Origin of the sequence: uncultured Clostridium sp. (assembly GCF_937920395.1) — a bacterium.
GTDB lineage: Bacteria > Bacillota > Clostridia > Clostridiales > Clostridiaceae > Clostridium_AD.
Genome location: NZ_CALEVF010000041.1, coordinates 24741 through 43876 on the forward strand (window position 1 = coordinate 24741; position 19136 = coordinate 43876).

12 protein-coding genes and 1 pseudogene are annotated in these 19136 nt (G+C 30.2%); 2 read left to right on the top strand and 11 right to left on the bottom strand.

Annotation, left to right across the window (positions count from 1 at the left end; all coding sequences use genetic code 11):
* Positions 1–38: 38 nt before the first annotated feature.
* Together Q0649_RS04840 and Q0649_RS04845 are read right to left on the bottom strand one after the other, a co-directional pair.
* On the bottom strand, positions 39–2171 hold the full coding sequence (locus Q0649_RS04840; RefSeq protein ID WP_298838172.1) for an RNA degradosome polyphosphate kinase: 2133 nt from the start codon (positions 2169–2171) through the stop codon (positions 39–41).
* 15 nt (positions 2172–2186) lie between these two features.
* Positions 2187–3728: an HD domain-containing protein gene (locus tag Q0649_RS04845; RefSeq protein WP_298838174.1), complete on the bottom strand. Its 1542-nt coding sequence runs from the start codon at positions 3726–3728 to the stop codon at positions 2187–2189.
* A gap of 225 nt (positions 3729–3953) precedes the next feature.
* On the opposite strand from Q0649_RS04845, the gene ppx reads away from it, so the two are divergent.
* The gene (ppx, locus tag Q0649_RS04850) at positions 3954–5456 is read left to right on the top strand and encodes an exopolyphosphatase (RefSeq protein WP_298838177.1); all 1503 of its coding nucleotides are present in this window, start codon (positions 3954–3956) and stop codon (positions 5454–5456) included.
* 88 nt (positions 5457–5544) lie between these two features.
* Entirely contained in the window at positions 5545–6132 is a 588-nt protein-coding gene (locus Q0649_RS04855; RefSeq protein WP_298838179.1) for an HD domain-containing protein, read from the top strand.
* A 47-nt stretch (positions 6133–6179) separates the two neighbouring features.
* Here the strand turns inward: Q0649_RS04855 and Q0649_RS04860 are convergent, their stop codons facing one another.
* The 9 genes and pseudogenes from Q0649_RS04860 to cysD all read right to left on the bottom strand — a co-directional run bounded on the left by Q0649_RS04860 (position 6180) and on the right by cysD (position 19135).
* The gene (locus Q0649_RS04860) at positions 6180–6695 is read right to left on the bottom strand and encodes a methyl-accepting chemotaxis protein (protein ID WP_298838270.1); all 516 of its coding nucleotides are present in this window, start codon (positions 6693–6695) and stop codon (positions 6180–6182) included.
* 28 nt (positions 6696–6723) lie between these two features.
* Entirely contained in the window at positions 6724–7740 is a 1017-nt protein-coding gene (locus Q0649_RS04865; protein WP_298838182.1) for a LacI family DNA-binding transcriptional regulator, read from the bottom strand.
* A gap of 178 nt (positions 7741–7918) precedes the next feature.
* Positions 7919–9334, bottom strand: a complete 1416-nt coding sequence (locus Q0649_RS04870) for a glycoside-pentoside-hexuronide (GPH):cation symporter (protein ID WP_298838184.1) — start codon at positions 9332–9334, stop codon at positions 7919–7921.
* 438 nt (positions 9335–9772) lie between these two features.
* On the bottom strand, positions 9773–13201 hold the full coding sequence (locus tag Q0649_RS04875) for a pyruvate carboxylase (protein WP_298838187.1): 3429 nt from the start codon (positions 13199–13201) through the stop codon (positions 9773–9775).
* A 165-nt stretch (positions 13202–13366) separates the two neighbouring features.
* Positions 13367–13477, bottom strand: a pseudogene (locus Q0649_RS04880) (FMN-binding protein); the annotation flags it as partial.
* Between the two features lie 106 nt (positions 13478–13583).
* A complete protein-coding gene (locus Q0649_RS04885) occupies positions 13584–14624 on the bottom strand; it encodes a low specificity L-threonine aldolase (RefSeq protein ID WP_298838190.1) in 1041 nt (346 codons plus the stop codon).
* A gap of 40 nt (positions 14625–14664) precedes the next feature.
* Positions 14665–16365, bottom strand: coding sequence for an ABC-ATPase domain-containing protein (locus Q0649_RS04890; RefSeq protein ID WP_298838193.1), 1701 nt, complete (start codon positions 16363–16365; stop codon positions 14665–14667).
* 241 nt (positions 16366–16606) lie between these two features.
* Positions 16607–18316 carry a sulfate adenylyltransferase subunit 1 gene (locus Q0649_RS04895; protein ID WP_298838196.1) on the bottom strand — a complete coding sequence of 570 codons (1710 nt, stop codon included), beginning with the start codon at positions 18314–18316 and terminating at the stop codon, positions 16607–16609.
* A gap of 18 nt (positions 18317–18334) precedes the next feature.
* Positions 18335–19135, bottom strand: a complete 801-nt coding sequence (gene cysD / locus Q0649_RS04900; protein ID WP_298838198.1) for a sulfate adenylyltransferase subunit CysD — start codon at positions 19133–19135, stop codon at positions 18335–18337.
* Position 19136 lies beyond the last annotated feature (1 nt).

Sequence of the window (19136 nt, forward strand, 5' to 3'; positions counted from 1 at the left end):
TTTAAAATCTATCCTCATTACTATTAATATATATTAAGTCAATCGATTTTTTCAGATACTCTTGGAACAAAACCATTTTCTTCCCAGTATTCCTTCATATGACGGACTTTTTCTTTGATTTTATTATCTTTTTGCAGCAAAATATCATAATATGTCTTCTGACTATTGATTTGTTCTTTTCCTCTTCTATCAATTCTTGTATAAATTCCATCACTATTTAAAATTCTAGCTTTCTGTGTATCTAATAAAGCAATATCTAAAATATGTTTTACTCTATTTCTTGCATTTTGATCTTCGATTGGGAATAAAAGTTCTACTCTTCTGTCTAAATTTCTAGTCATCCAATCCGCACTTGATAAATAAATACCTTCTTGTCCATCATTATAAAAATAAAAAATGCGGCTATGTTCTAAAAATCTTCCTACAATACTTCTTACAGTAATATTTTCACTTACACCAGGTATACCTGGTTTGATGCAACAAATACCACGTACTATTAAATCTATTTTAACTCCAGCAGTTGATGCCCTAAATAAGGCTTTAATAATCTCAGTATCAACTAACGAATTTATTTTCACAATAATTCTTGCCTTCTTACCACTCTTTGCATTCTCAGTTTCCTCAGATATCATTTGTAAAAATCTATCTCTTAACAACAATGGAGCTAGACTAAATTTATATAAGGATGTTAATTTAGAATTTCCAGACAACATATTAAATAAGACAGATGCATCTGCTCCAAAATAAGGATTTACTGTAAATAAACCAATATCAGTATAAAGTTTTGCCGTAACATCATTATAATTTCCGGTACCTACGTGCACATAACGCTTAATTCCATCTTCTTCTCTTCTTACTACAAGTAATATTTTACAATGTGTTTTAAGTCCCACAAGACCATAAATCACATGGCAACCCGATTGTTCTAGTTGCTTTGCCCAAACAATGTTATTGCTTTCATCAAATCTTGCCTTAAGTTCAACAAGCACTGTGACTTGTTTACCCATCTCTGCAGCCTTTACTAATGCTTCTATAATAGGTGATTTCCCACTTACACGATATAATGTATGTTTTATAGCTAGAACATTAGGATCAACAGCTGCTTGCCTAACTAACTCAACTATAGGGTCAAAAGATTCATAAGGATGATGAAGTAAAATATCCTTCTCTGAAATTGCATCAAATATACTATCATATTTTAAAAACTGCTTAGATAACTGCGGTTTAATAGGTTCATATTCTAATTTTTCATATCCCTTAATCCTACCCATTTTCATTAAAAAAGATAGATCAATTTGTCCACTTATTACATACTCTTGCTCCTTTGTAATTTCAAGTTCTCTCTCAAGAATTTTTAGAAGCTTATTATTCATACCCTTTTCTATTTCAAGACGTACGGCCTTACCCCATCTACGTTGCTTTAAAGATTCTTCAATTGCTTCAAGCAGGTCTTCTGCACCTTCTTCATCTAATTCCATATCTGCATTTCTAGTAATACGATAACAACTTGCATCTATAATTTCATGTCCACTAAAAAGAGAATTTAAGTTCATTTTAACAATATCCTCTAAAAACACAAAAGCTAAGCCGTCCTCATCTGGAATTTTTACAAGTCTATCGAAAACTGACGGAGCCTTTATTGTGGCAAATATATCTTCACCCTTATTGTCCTTAAGAAGAACTGCAATATTCAAACTTTTATTAGATATTAATGGAAATGGACTGCTTTGATTAACCACCATTGGCGTTAACACTGGAAAAATATTATTTGAATAATATTTTTCCAGATATTTAAGTTGTACTTTAGTTAAATCGTCAATTTTTAAAAATTTAATATTTTCTTTTGCTAGACTTTTTTTTAATGACCGATTATAACAATTAAATTGATCATAAACAAGTTTATGTACTAATATTCCTATTTCCTTCATCTGCTGAATTGGAGTAAGTCCTGATGGATCTTTTTTATCAAACTTAGCTATAATTTGATCAGATAAAGAACCAACTCGAACCATAAAAAACTCATCTAAATTCGAGCTTACTATAGCTGCAAATTTTAATCTTTCAAATAATGGATTAGTTGTATCTTGTGCTTCTTCAAGAACACGTTCATTAAACTGAATCCAGCTTAATTCCCTACTAATAAAATACTTAGGCAATGAAAAATCCGTCATTTTTTATCTCCCCTTTTATATTATTGGCTTTACGCCAATTACCTCTTCAAAGAAATCTACATGTTTTAAAAAATTCCATTCTTCTAAAATAATATCTCCCTCAGATTTTAAATTAAAAAACATGTTATCCCTAGTTCCTGTTAATTTTATTTCTTTTATCTTTTGCACATGTGATATATCTAAAGCTTCTGATAATTTTAATATTGCAGCTAATGTGGATACAACCATTTTATCAACATCACTTAGAAATCTATAATTTTTATTGGCTTCCATAGGAATATCCTCTGAATGGTATCTTGCCGCACTTGCTGTAAGCTCAAGTGCAATGTCTGAAAAACCAATAATACTCTGAGCTCTTATTATACTATAAGAATGAAAATTATGATTATTAGCACTTATAAAACCACCCACATCATGAAGTATTGCCGCAACTTGTAAGTAAAGTCGTTCTTTATCGCCTAGCTTATGTAATCTTTTGGTGTAGTCAAAAATTTGGAGTGAAACTTTTTCAACAAAAGATGCATGTTTTTTATCAATTTGATATTTTTCTCCTATATACCATACAGAACTAATGATATCATTTATTAATTCTTTTTTTCGTTGTATATTTAGTATTTCATCCGATAAATCATATAAAATTCCTTGTCTTAGTGATAACTTAGGAATTTGAATTCCTTCTGCCTTAGTCATTTTTAGAAAACAATAAAAAATAAGTATCGATGGTAGTAAAAGTTCCGCTGTTTTATTAGAAAGTCCAAAAGTAGTTTTAATTTGGAAATTGTCCATATTACTAATTTCCTTAGTAAGCGCCAATAATGCTTCCTTTCTTATGTAATAATCCTTCTTATTTAACCCTTTCTTCTTTCTTATAATTCCACAAATTGTATTTAGCTCTCCACCCAATCCTAAAAAGTGATTTGGTTCAAATTTTTGAATTTGAGGTTTTAGTGCATATATTTTACTTTCTATATATTGTTCCATGGTTTCAGAAAATTCAGTAGTCTTTGTTTCTAAATCGGATAAAGCTTCTCTTATTTTTAAAGATCCAATTTTAACATGTTCAGTTAGCTTCAATTTACCATCCTCATAAATTGATGTCTCAACTGCACCAGAGGTAATGTTTACAATTAAATATTGTTCAGATTTTTTTATATCAATTGAATTTACATGGTTCCTAACTGCTTTCAACATAAAAAACTGTTCTTCTGCAATATTTATAGATTCTATATTTAGACCCGTTCTTAGTCTTATTTGTTCTAAAACATATTGTTTGTTTTCTGCTTCGCGAAGTCCACTAGTTGCAACAGCTTTGTAACATTCAATTTTATAGTCTTTCATAAGCCTAACAAAGCCTTTTAAATCGTCACATGTCTCATGTATTGTCTGCACAGAAATTCTCGCTTTAGAAAACGTGTCTTTACCTATTTTTGTAGGTTTTACAACATCTTCTAAAATTCGTATTTCCCCTTGCGTATTTATCTCGCCAATTGTCATTTTAAGATAATTAGCACCTACATCAATAGATGCAATTATTTTCCACGCTCGTGCTATGCTCATAAAAAATCTCCTTTGTATAAAAAAATTAACATACATTCATACTACTATAATGTATATTATTATACAATAATATGTGTTATATTTAACCAAAACTTAACCTAACTATTGTCATAAAAAACTTTGTTTATTATAGTCATATTTATTAACCCTTGCAAATATTATTACTATTAACTATTATAGACATAAGTTATATAAATAAAACAATTTCAAAGGGGAATCATAGAAATGAAAAAAATAGCTATAATTGATATTGGATCAAATTCAATACGTTTAGTAATTGTACAAATAAACAAAGATAATTCCTTTAGAATAATAGATGAAGTAAAAGAAAGCGTTCGACTTGGCAAAGATATGACACTAAAAGGAGAATTAAATTCATCTAGAATCGAAATGGCTATTGCTACTTTATCTTTTTTTAAAAGGTTATGTTTAATTCAAAATATAAATGAAATTTTAGCTATTGCTACAGAAGCTGTCAGAAAAGCCACTAATCAAAAGGAATTTTTGAGACGCGTTAAAACAGAACTTTCTATTGATATTCGTGTTTTAACAGGAATTCAGGAAGCTTATTATGATTATTTTGGTGCTATAAATAGCATGGATTTTTCTGATGCGTTAATAATGGATATTGGTGGAAGTAGTTCCGAATTAATCTTAGTTAAAAATAGAAAACTAATACACTCCATAAGTTTACCTTTTGGTGCCATAAATCTCACAGAGAAATTTTCGCTTCAAAAGGCTATGGATACTAAAAGTGAAACTGCCATTAAGAATTTTCTTACTTCTCTATTTAAAGATATTCCTTGGTTAAAAGATGTCGAAAATGTTCCCATAATTGGGATTGGCGGTACTATAAGGAATATTGGTAAACTACATCAAAAAAAGACTAATTATCCAATAGATAATCTCCATAATTATATAATTCCTACAAATGAAGTACTCTCTATCTATGATCAGGTTAAGGTAAAAGATTCATATCAAAGAAAAAAACTTAAGGGACTTTCTAAGGAAAGAGCTGATATTTTTGTTGGTGCGGCTTCAGTTTTAGTAACCTTAATTGATTATTTGGATATAAAAGAACTCCATGTTAGCGGAAGTGGTCTTCGTGATGGTGTTTTATATGAATATATTTTAAAAAATGATAAACCGTTAGATGACGTTCTTGATTTTTCTTTAAAAAATAATTTACTTAACTATGAAATAGACCTTAAGCACCCGAACCATGTGTGGATGCTTACTAAAACATTATACAATCAACTAAACTCAATTATTAATATACCAATAAATCCTTATAAGATTTTAAAAACTGCAGCTATGCTTCATGATATAGGAATTCTGATAAGTTATTTTGATCATCATAAACATTCTTCTTATATGATTGCTAACTCTAAGATTAATGGTCTTACTCATAAGCAGCAACTAATGTCAGCCTATGTTGCAGCACTTCACAGAAAAAATGAATTTAAAATTGATTTAAAATTGTATCAAGATTTAATAACTAAACAAGATTTAGAAATAATAGATAAATTAAGCGTATTACTGCGCATTAGTGAAAGTCTTGATAGATGTTTAACTGGAAATATAGAAATGATTAATTGCACTATTGAAGCTTCAAGTGTAACCATAACTGTTGATGCTAAAGCTGATCCATTACTAGAAACAAGTGCAGCAATGGACTGTTCCTCATCATTTGAGAAGATATACAATAAAAAATTAATAATAAAATAACTAATAAACATATTCTCCATAATATTTGCATATAATTAGTATACTTTAATATATCTAATTAAAAACTAATTATTGCAAGGAGAATAACATGCTTAATATAGCAAATTATATAAACAAAGTAGAACTTTTTAGCATTTTAGATAAATACAATGTCTTAGACATAACCTCACATGAAAAAAAAGTTTCAATGTATGCTTTACGTTTATTGGATTCTCTATACCCCTACTATAAATTTAAAGATGAGGAAAGAAATCTTCTTTATTATAGTGCTATCTTTCACGACATAGGTTATTTTATTAATAAAGATAATCATCAAAAGCATACAAAATACATCATCTTAAAGGAACCATTGCTAGATAAAATTCCCAATATTCTCAGAAACAATCTGGCATTAATTGCAAGTAGTCATGGAAAATCTATTGATAATTCTATTAATTGTTATTCATTAGAAGAAAAGGCAGATACACTAAAATTAATATCTATTCTTAGGGTTGCTGATGCACTTGATCATAAACACAATCTACATGTTTCATTAGAAAAGGTTGAACTAAGTAATCGTTCTTTGAATATTCAAATAAAGGGGGAGTCCTCCTACTTAATAGTAAAAAAATTGAAAAAGAAGTCTCCATTGTTTTCAAAAATATATAATATACCAATATGCACTAATTACTCATAAAAGGCACCTACTTTCAAGTAGATGCCTTTTATATAAAAAAAAATTCTTTAAATTTTAATTTTATCTACCAATTTTCTTAAGCTATCTGAGATATCCTTTAACTCCTCACTTGTAGTTGATATATTTTCCATGCTTTCAAGTTGTAAATCCATTGAAGCTGAAACTTCCTGTGTAGCAGCAGCTGATTCTTCTGAAACCGCTGAAATAGATTCAATAGATTGTATAATTTCATTTTTATCTTTAGCAATTTTTAATATATTTTCTGTTAGTTCTGTAATTTTAAACAATGTTTTTTCTATAGAATCTTCAATTATAGAAAATGCTTTATCTGTTTCAACAATTGACTTATCTACTTCATCAACTAAACCTTCACCAATATTCATACTAGTTTTAGCATTTTGAATTTCATTTTGAATTTCTTTAACAACTTTCCCTATTTCTTTAGTTGAAACAGCCGTTTGCTCTGCAAGTTTTCTAACTTCATCAGCAACAACAGCAAATCCTTTACCAGCTTCCCCAGCTCTAGCAGCTTCAATAGTTGCGTTTAAGTTTGAGAGATAAATCTGCTAGGGGTATTATTCTTTATTTATATCATACATTACTACAGCTATTTCTAATAATCAGTTGTGTTTTGAGTTTATTTCTACTAACCGTTTGATTTTTATTTTCTATCAAATCCAAAAGCATCTTTGAAGCACTTTCTCCAAGTAAATACATATTTTGATCTACTGTTGTAATTTTGGGTTCAGCCATACTGGATATACAAATATTATCAAAACCTATTATTGAAACATCCTTAGGTACATTAAAATTCATTATTTTACATGCATTTAAAACGCCAAGTGCCATTAAATCATTACAAGCAAATATCGCCATTGGTGCTTGTAGGTTTTCTAGCTCTTTTTTCATTATATTCATTGTCCCATCTACAGTCTCATAACTATTACCTTCACCAATATTTATAATATTTTTATAGTTATTTAATTTATTTTCTTGCATGAATTTATTATAAACGTTTTCTTTTATGTCATATGAATAACTTTCTTTGCCTCTTACAAATATTATATTTTTATGTCCTAATTCTAGAAGATATAACATCGCCTCTTTTGCACCACTTGCTTCATCATTAATTACAAAATTACAATTTATATTTTCATTATATCCATTTATTGATACAAGTGGGACATCTTCGCTTGCCTCTTCATAAAACCCATTTTTCATATTTTCCGTTTTTGGGTCAATGACGATAATACCATCTACTTGCTTACCCATAAACGATTTTACATATTTTATTTCTTCTGCAGCACTATTCCCTGTATCACAGAGATAAATTGAATAACCGTTTATTTTCAATTCATATTCAATAGCTTTAATTACAGTTGGAAAGAAAAAATTATCTATACTTGGAACTAAAATTCCTATTGTCTTTGTATTTTGACAAATCAAGGATCTTGCCAATGTATTAGGACTAAATTTTAATTTTTCTACAGCTTTTTCAACTCTAATTTTAGTTTCTTCTTTAACCGGATAATTTTTATTCATAACTCTAGATACCGTGCTCATAGAAACATTTGCCTCTCTTGCGACATCTCTTATACTGGCTTTCATTTTTTGCCTCCCTATAACGTCAAAATATTTACACATATTATATTATATTAAATTAACTAATTACTTATATAAATATTAATATGTAAATTAATATTTGTAAATAGAAAGTTGCCTCAATTTTCTGTCTTGAGGCAGCTTTCTAGTATTAACAATGCTTATTTTTTAACTTGAATTAGTTTTATTTTGCTAATGATGCTTCTAATTCTTTTACTATTTCAGCATGTTTCTTTTCTGTCAATTTAATTTTGAATAAGAATATAACAGCGGAGATAATCATTAATGCTGCTGGCAAATAGAAAGCCCACATCTTAAATGTTACAATACCTTTAGATGTTATATCACTTGCTTGTGCATTCCCAATCATACCACATGTTACTGATATGAAACCTACGATACCATTAGATAAAGCACCTGCGAGTTTATCTAGTAATGGACGAAGAGATAAAGTTACTGCTTCATTACGAACTCCATTTTTCCATTGTCCGTATTCTACTGAGTCACTAATTGTCATAAGTACTGCTAGAAAAATTAATTGGTACGGAAAATAGAAGAATACTAGACCTATAACAATAACTGCCATTGAATTTGGTGATGCAATTGAAAGTATCATATATCCAATTATCATTAAAAATACTCCAATTATATAAACATATTTTCTTGAAATATATTTAGTAATAATTGGGTAAAGTGGAACAGATACAATACCACAAATTGCAGCTACAATACCTACAATTGAAAAAGCTGCTAAATTACCGATTACATATTGGAAGTAAAGCATTAATACTGCTGTTGTAGCTACATACCCAACCGCAAATAAAATATATGCTAGAGCTAACCACATTAATTGGTCGTTTTTAGCAAGTGCAGTAAAAACATCTTTAAGTGAAGTTTTTCCCTTTTGCTTACGTAAAGGACTTTCTTGTTCTTTTGTTCCCAAAGCTACAATCCAACTTGTAATACCATAGATTAATGCAGCTATTAAACCAAAAGCAAACCATCCACTAGCTCCTTGACCAGAGTGACCAGTAACTACTAAGGTAAAGAATGAAACTATAGGAATTACTGCTAGTGTTGTTCCGTTTGCGCCTAATGATGAAGCGAAACGTCCGAATGTTGCTAATTTTCCACGTTCTGCCGAATCCTCACTAAGTGCAGGGATTATTGACCAAAATGCAATATCTTTAAATGAATATGAACAGTCTAAAACAATGAAAACAATAATAAATAGAATTGTAAATAAAGTTTGGTTACTTGTTGCTAGTCCAAAGAAATTAGTAAATAACATTGCTAAACAAATTGCACTGATTGTTCCACCAATACAAAGCCATGGACGGAATTTACCCCATCTAGTTTTAGTGTTATCTATAATGCTTCCAATAATTGGATCAAAAACAATTTCAACCAATCTGATACCTACAACTAATGAGGTAACTAAAGCTATCATTTTCACCTGAGTTTCCTTTGGAGCTCCTACAAACATAGCTTTTGTAACGAAAATCATGAAATATGTTGATAATGTTGCATAAAAAATATCATGCCCAAATGCACCTGCTGCAAAGGCAAATCTTTGTTTCATTGGGTTTGCTTCTTTCATTTTTATTTCCTCCTCGTATATTTTATAATATACTTTCTTTTTCTTTTTTAGAAATAGTCCATAAGATATATTCCCTACTAAAACACACTTTATTTAAGCAACATGTCCACAATATCACCATTAATTTATTTAGGAAAACCTTTTCTATATCTCCAAAATTAATACGTACTTTTATAAGTACGCTTTTTTCTCTAAATAATTTCTCTAAAAATTAAATAATCCTATTTAGGAAAACCTTTTCTTTCTTGTTTATATCTTAGCATATATTAGTCGTTTACACAATACTATTTTATCTTACAATTATATTATAAATAAATCATCATATAAATACATATTTTTTAGTTGTTCGTTTTTCTTAGACATAAAATAGCATATATATATATAAGATAGTAAACCTTGTTTAAAAGTTTTACTATCTTTTATATGTTTATTTTCATTCTATTTTAAATTTATTAAAAGTTCACCAGCCTTTACCTGTTGTCCTTCTTTAACATTAATTAGCTCAACGGTTCCTGCCTTTGAAGCAATTACCCTAGTCTCCATTTTCATAGCCTCTACCACCATTAATTGTTGATTTTCAGTTACCAAATCTCCTTCAGCTACAAGGATAGATATAACCGTTCCTGGTATTGGTGATCCAACCTCTAAAGAATTTGACGGATCTGCCATTTGTGACACCTGATAATTTAGAACAGCTTTGTTATTTTTATCTTTTATTTTTATTTCACGTCTATTTCCATCAACTTCAAATACAAGAACTTTATTACCTTCTAAATCTAATTTACTAATGTGAAGCAATTTTATCATATGAGTTTTTCCATCAGCAATTTCAGCCTCACAGGTTTCACCCTCATTTAGTCCGTGGAAGAAAATATCGCTTCCAATCCTACTTAAATCTCCATATTCATGAATGTATTTAAGATAATTATCAAATACATCTGGATATAATGAATAACTTAATATATCTTTTTTAGTTGGAGTTATACTAAACTTTTCTATTAAGTGTTTCTCTACCATATCAAAATCTTCAGCTGGCAATAATTCACCTGGTCTACATGTAATTGGATTTTCACCCTTTAAAACTAGTTTCTGAAGTTTCTCTGGAAATCCTCCCATTGGTTGACCCATCATTCCTTTAAAATATGATACAACAGAATCTGGGAAGGACATTTTAATTGCTTTTTCATATATATTTTCTGGTGTAAGGTCATTTTGGACCATAAATATTGCAAAATCTCCAACCATCTTAGAAGATGGAGTTACCTTTACAATATCCCCTACCATATCATTTACAACTTTATATGTCTCTTTAATTTCATTAAATTTATGTCCAAGACCGAAACTCTCTACCTGTGGTTTAAGATTAGAGTATTGGCCTCCTGGAATTTCATATCTATAAATTTCAGCTGAACCAGAATTCAAATCTGATTTAAATTGGTCATAAACTGGTCTTACAGCATCCCAATAATCTGAAATTCCTTGAATTCCTTTAAGGTCTATTCCAGTATCTCTGTCAGTATTTTTAAGTGCTGCAACAACTGAATTTAAAGCTGGTTGACTAGTAAGTCCTGACATACTATTAAAAGCAGTATCTACAATATCAACACCTGCTTGAGCTGCCATCAAAACTGTAGCTACACCATTCCCAGTAGTATCATGAGTATGAAGATGAATAGGCATTCCTACCTCTTGTTTTAAGGCATTAATCAGTTTATACGCAGCATGAGGTTTAAGCAGTGCTGACATATCCTTTATACCTAATATATGAGCTCCTGTTTTTTCAATTTCCTTTGCAATTTTTATATAATAATCCAAATTATATTTGTTTTTTTTATCATTTAATATATCACCTGTATAACAAATACAAGCCTCTGCAACCTTACCACTTTTAATAACCTCGTCTATTGAAGTCTCCATTCCTTTAAGCCAGTTTAAAGAATCAAATATTCTAAACACATCAACACCACTAGTTGCTGATTCTTTAATAAATTCACGAACTATATTATCAGGATAATTTTTATAACCTACAGCATTCGCTCCACGTATAAGCATCTGAAAAAGTACATTAGGAATTTTCTTTCTAAGTTGTATTAGTCTCTCCCAAGGAGATTCATTTAAATATCTATATGCTACATCAAAAGTAGCTCCTCCCCACATTTCAAGAGAAAATAAATCTGTTCCATAAACTGAAGTAGCAGTTGCTATCTTTAACATGTCCTTTGTTCTCATTCTAGTTGCCATTAATGATTGTTGAGCATCTCTCATTGTTGTATCAGTCAATAGCAATTTATTTTGTCCTTTAATCCATTTTAAAAGTCCTTGTGTACCCTGAAGATCTAATATTTGTTTTGTTCCACTAAGTTCATTTGGCAATATGATTTTTGGAACCACTGGTACATCATAAAGTTTCTTAATACCATTGTTTTCATTAACCATTTTTTCACCAATAAATTTTAGCACTCTACTTTCTTCATCTGCTTGAGGTGTAATAGATATAAGTTCAGGATTTTCTTCAATAAAATTTGTATTACATTCGCCCTTAAGGAAAGTAGGGTGATTCAATACATTAATTAAAAACCCTATATTAGTCTTTACCCCTGTAATTCTAGTTTCTTCTACAGCTCTTATAGACTTCTTTATAGCATCTTTAAAAGTTCTAGACCATGATATGTTTTTTACAAGTAAACTATCATAATAAGGACTAATTATAGCTCCAGCAAAGCCATTACCACCATCTAGTCTTATTCCAAATCCAGAACCTGTTCTATATTCTTCTATTTTCCCTGTATCTGGTGCAAAATTATTAGAAGGATCTTCTGTTGTTATACGACATTGAATCGAATATCCATTAACTTTTACATCTTCTTGAGAATTAATTCCTATTTTCTCAGAATTTAATGCGTAATCTTCTGCTATTAAGATTTGACTTTGAACTATATCTATACCTGTTACCATCTCTGTAACGGTATGTTCAACTTGAATTCTAGGATTCATTTCTATAAAATAATGATTTCCCTTAGTATCTACTAAGAACTCCAATGTGCCTGCACTTCTATAATTTACTGATTTAGCAATTTTTAATGCATCATTACAAATTTCATCTCTTTTTTTCTGTGATATTGAAAAGGCTGGAGTATATTCTACAACCTTTTGATGCCTTCTTTGAATAGAACAATCTCTCTCATGCAAATGAACAATATTGCCAAACTTATCTCCAAGAACCTGTACTTCTATATGTTTAGATTTTTCAAGATATTTTTCTACATAAAGATGGTCTATACCAAAAGCTTTTTTTGCTTCACTTTTAGCACTTATATAAGAAGTTTCTAATTCACTTGCATCCCGTACAATTCTCATACCTCGTCCACCACCACCAGCGACTGCTTTTAGCATGACAGGATATCCACATTTTTCTGCAAGTTTCTTTGCCTCATCAACTGTTTCAACTTCTTTTTTATCTCCAGGTATAGTAGGAACTCCTACCGCATTTGCCACAATCTTAGATTTGATTTTATCTCCAAGACTGTCCATCATTTCTGCAGTCGGTCCAATAAATTCAATACCTGCTTTAGCACATTTTATTGCAAATTCAGGGTTCTCTGATAAAAAACCATACCCTGGATGAATAGCATCAACACCTTTTTTAAGCGCAATACTTATTATTTCTTCAATGTTTAAATATGCCTCAACAGGACTTCTGTTTTTCCCAATTAGATATGCTTCATCTGCCTTAGTTTTAAATAACGAATATTTATCCTCATTAGAGTAAATTGCAACCGTACGAATTCCAAGCTCATTACAAGCTCTAAAAATTCTTATTGCAATTTCACCTCTATTTGCTACTAGTACTCTTTTAAACTTTCTCACTTCATTACCCCCTATATAACCTTTTGTCCATTTTATTATTCATTAATCATTATTAACTAGAATACATGATTTTTAACAAAATTGCAATAAAATAAGACTGACATTGCAATAAACTCATAATATCATCCACTAAATTGAAAAATTGGGATAACTTCTTTTATGTGTTTATACTTTGCCTAAATTCAGTACATTCTCAATAGATTTTAGAATTACTTTACTACTATTTGTTGCACCTGTTATGGTATCCACTTGCAAACTTTGAGTCTTAAGCACTTTAGAATTTTACTATATTTACAGAAAAATAAACCTTAAAGGGGTACCCATGTACCTGTCTAAGGTTTATTCTATAAATTAAAATACATAGAAATAAAGTGTGATATATTTACATAAAATTGCTTTTACTAATTAAACTTAAATCTTCAATAAACGAGTTAACTGCCTCTTCTTTTGTGGCCCATGACGTTACAAGGCGAATAGCAGAATTGTTCTCATCGATTTTTTGCCATACAAGAAACGAATACTTATCTTGAAGCTTATCAATTGTTTTATTAGGCATTATTGGAAAAATCTGATTTGTGGATGAATTTATTAAAAATTCATATCCGCCCTTTTTAATTCCTATTTTTAATGTTTCAGCCATGAAATTAGCATGTTTAGCTAGTTCAAAGTAAATATCATTTTTAAACAACTCCAAAAACTGTATACCGATTAACCTACCTTTTGCAAGTAATCCACCCTTTTGTTTAATATGATATCTAAAGTCTTCCTTAAGTGATTGTTTGCAAATCACAAAGGCTTCACCAATTAATGCTCCATTTTTTGTTCCACCTATATAAAAAGCGTCAGTAAGCTTTGGTAAATCTGAAATTTTAATGTCATTTTCTTTTGAACATAATGCAGATCCTAGCCTTGCTCCATCTACATATAATATTATATTATGTTTAGTGCAGAATTCGTATAAATTCTTTAACTCTTGTTTCTTATATATAGTACCTATTTCGGTTGGATTTGATATATAAACCATTTTAGGCTTTACCATATGTTCGTCAGTATGCTCATCTAATGCCATCTTTATATGAATTGGTTTAAGTTTCCCATCATCTACTTTTATAGAAATAACCTTATGACCAGTTGCCTCTATTGCTCCAGTTTCATGAACTAATACATGTCCAGTATTAGCTGAAATAACAGCTTCATGAGGTCTTAAAAAGGCAGAAATAGCTGTAAGATTAGTTTGAGTTCCACCACAAAGCATATGGATATCAACATCATTTGATTGTAACTTTTCCTTTAATAAATTGATAGCGTCAAGTGTATATTTATCTTCTCCATAGCCATCTTCTTGCTCCATATTTGATTCAATTAAAGCCCTCAATATATTTGGATGAGCTCCTTCACTATAATCATTTTTAAAACTATACATTTGTTTTTCCCCTTTCATTAAAGCGTTTTATTTTAACTCTTTATACTTTAAGCTTTCTATATCTATTATAGGTCGCCATTATTTCTTGCTTTCTAGGCATTGCTAAACTACCGCTTCCACCTTTTAATCTATCCATGGATATTAACCCATTTCTATCTATTTGGCAAATTATATTATCAACCATTTCACCAAAATTTAATTCCTTACTCATAAGACTTAGTTCTGCCCATTTCATAATACTTCCAATAGCATTTATTTGCTCACTGTCAACTATTTGTTCCACAGCTCTTAATTCTATATCCTCGTGATTTATACTTAAAACATTTAACCCTATTGTTTTCATCTTAATACCTTTATCTCCTTGTGCTATAGTTCCAGCTTTGATTACTCTATTAAAAACAATATTTGTTTTTAAATCCCTATCAATAATTCTTTGAATTATATTACCACGACTTAACTTTTTAGCCTCTACAGTAACATTCTTTGCTTCATAGTTGTCCAATTGAATTACGCTATCTGCTACATCAAAAAACTCACCTGAGCTTCCTACTACCATTATCGTTGAAATACCATTTTGTTTATACAACGGTCGCACTATTTCTATAAATGGTGTAATTGGCTCTTTTTCTTTTGAAACTAATTTTTGCATTAAATCATCTCTCATCATAAAATTGGTGGCTGAGGTATCCTCATCTATTAGTAGTACCTTTGCTCCACTTTCTATTCCCTCTATTATATTCGCCGCTTCTGATGTACTTCCACTTGCATTTTCAGTAGAAAATTCTATAGTATCTTTACCGTTTGGTAGTTTACTAATAAATAGAGATATATTTGTTTTAGTTATACAACGGCTATCTTCAGCTCTTATCTTTAAAGCTGATTCATCGGTTATAACAAATTCCCTACCATCACCTTCAATATGGTTATAAACTCCAAGTTCTAAAGCTTTTAATAATGTAGATTTACCATGATATCCTCCACCTACTATCAGTGTAATACCGTTTTTAATTCCCATGCCACGAATTCTGCCATGACTTTTTGTATTAAATTCTACTTCTAGATCTCTTGGCGATGTAAATTCTATACCACCTTTAAGTGCTTTTGTAGACACTCCACTCTCTCTAGGCAATATCGATCCATTAGCTACGAATGCAACTAGCCCTCTAGTTGTGAGTGACCTTCTTATGTATTCTTGATCCTCTACAAGGGTTACTCTACTTATTAATCTTTTACTATCCATATTTTTATATATTAAAGTTTTTTCAACAATGTTTGGTATAATATTATATAGAATTTTCTCAAGTTCTCGAGCTAGTACACTTCGCCCTCTTGCTGGAAATCCAACATAAAATCTAGCTTCTATTTTATCCTGCTCTATAATTATTGAAGTTCTATCTAATATTTCCTGTGGACATTTACTTATTTCTATTAATCCACTCTTCCCAGACCCAAAAACCTTCTGCGAATATTTGTTTATATTATAATGAAATTCTCTTGTTAAAAAATCGGCTACTGCAATGTTTTTAATTTTATTATCAAAAATTTCTTTTGGAAACTTAGAACTATTCTGATCTACTACTATTCTAATCCTTGATGGTGATGCAAAGGGATCACCTTGAACATGATCTATGCAAAGCACAAAACTTCCAAAATCATACTCTCCCTCTAAATCTTTATACATCCTATAGCTTTTCCCATCAATTTTCTCTATTTGCATTTTTAATGTTTCCGAATTTTTCATATAACTCCCCTTTTATTTTATATAAAGTCATGTTTTGAATTTAAAAAAATAACTCTATTTATTGTATCAAAAGCATCTTAATTTTGCAAAATCAATTAGCTCATAAAACTTTAAAAGATAGAAACAATCCCATTAGAGCAATTAATGGGATTAGCTTCAACAAAAAAACCAATCAAGGTGATTTCTGCTCATCTCGATTGGTTCTTCCAATTTTTTCATTCAATCATGATCTCATATTTACTTAAATTGAATATTCTAATGTTTCATCTACACTATCACTAAATCTTATAGTTCTATATTTAGTAAACTCTAACCACTTGTTTGCAAACTTCTCATTCATAACTTTTTTATATTCATTCTTATATGCTACTAAATCCTTATTCGATGTTAGTTTAACACCAAATCCTTTTTCATTTATAATAACTATAGATTCATATGTGTAGTTTTCTACTGATATAATATCTATTAACTTACCATTTCTTATTTTAGAAGCAAGACCTGCATTTAATGCTATTACATCAAAATCTTTTGTATATTCATAACTTGATCCAAGGAAAGGTACATTATCCCCAATTTTATATTGGGTAGCCTTTATCAATTCCTTTTTAATTGCTAATGCTTTAATATCAAAATAATATTCATCAAAACAATTGATAGTAAATTTAAGCTTATCTTTACTAAAGGTAGTTTCTATAGCTCCTATAGACTCAGCCACCCCTGAAATAATTCCACCGCCGCATACATCATAACCATCTACTATTACAAATCTACCAGTATTTTGGTTATCTGCAAATTTATCAAAACATATTTTTTCCTTTGTCCTTATAGTAACTTCAGCTACATCATTAGTTTTGGCCTCAGTTGCATCAACATATGTTCCTATAGTACTTGCATCTATTACTTTATTAAAAGCTACAATTTCACATTCAACTTCTTGGGTTACAAGTTTTATCTTATATTTTTTGCCTTTTACTAAACTTTTTTTTCCCATCCAAAATATATTAGTTGTAAATACATCAGCAATAATAGGAGCGTTATTAATGTGCGAAATTATTTCTCCTCTTTTATTGAAAAACTCATCTTCAAGAGTAATTCCCACTGACATTCCTGCACTTACTCTACTTACCCTATCTTTTTCTACAAATGCTTCTATACTTTTAACTTTTGTAGTTCTATTTGATGGTGAAATAAGAATTTCATCACCAACCTTAAGCGTACCCGCTTCTATTCTTCCTGCAATTATACGTCTGTTATCAAATTTATATACATCTTGAATTGGAAATCTTAACGGCTTTGCTTCTAATCCCTCTTCTTGAGTAAATAAATCTAATGATTCAAGTACGGTTTCTCCGGTGTACCAAGATAATTTATCTGATTTTGAAGTTAAGTTTTCACCATAAAATGCTGAAATAGGAATATAGCTCATTGGATGTACATTTAACTTTTTTAGGAAAGCATTCATTTCATTTTTTATAACATTAAATTTTTCCTGGCTGTAATCTATAAGATCCATTTTATTAACTACAACACACACCTGCTTTATACCAAGTAGTGATAATATATAACCATGTCTTTTAGATTGTTCTTGTATTCCCTCTTTAGCATCTATTATAAGTAGTGCAGCTTCAGCACTAGCTGCTCCTGTAATCATATTTTTAAGAAATTCTATATGTCCTGGTGCATCTATAATTACATAATCCCTTTTGTCCGTATGAAATTGAAGTGAAGTTGTATCTATTGTTATACCTTGTTTTTGTTCCTCTTCAAAAGCATCTAATAGGTAAGCATATTCAAAAGGTTTACCGGTTTCTTTAGCAATTCTTTTAACTTTTTCAATTGCACCTTCTGGTAATGATTTTGTATCATACAATAATCTTCCAATTACTGTAGACTTACCGTGATCTACGTGTCCTACTGCAACTATTCTTAATTGTTCTCTTGTATTTTCCATTAGTAATAAACCCCTCCCTTACATGTAACCATCTTTACGAAGTTTTTGCATAGCATAAGCATCCTCTTGATCTTGAGCCCTGCCTGCTCTTTCTCCTGTTGTAGTAACCTTTAGCTCTTCAATTATCTGATCAATTGTTGTTGCATTAGACTTTATCTTGCCTGTACACTCAGCACATCCAAGGCTTCTATATCTCTCACCGTTTTTTGCAAAATACAAATCTATAAGCGGTATTTTTTCTCTTTGTATATATGACCATATATCAATTTCATTCCAATGAAGTATAGGATGAACCCTTATATGATTTCCTTTTGGAAAATCAGTTTTAAATTGATCCCAAAGTTCTGGAGCTTGATTAGTGTAGTCCCATTCGGAATCCTTATTTCTTTCACTAAATACTCGTTCCTTAGACCTAGAACCTTCCTCGTCACTTCTAATTCCAAGAATCAATCCATCAAATTCATATTTAGTAACCACTTGTTGAAGGCCATCTGTTTTTAGTGCCTTGCAACAAACTAGTCTTCCTTTATCTGGTCCCATACCTGCGTCGATTGCCTCTTGATTTGTATGCACTATAAGGTCGATATTAAACTCTTTAGCAATTTTATCTCTGTATTCGATCATGGCAGGAATTTTATGTTTTGTGTCTACATGAATAAATGGAAAAGGAGAATGTCCGAAAAATGCCTTCTTCGATAACCACAATAATACTGTTGAATCCTTACCTATTGACCATAACATTCCAAGTTTACCTAATTTCTTATAAGATTCTCTTAATATGAAAATACTTTCTGCTTCTAATTCATCTAAATGATCCATA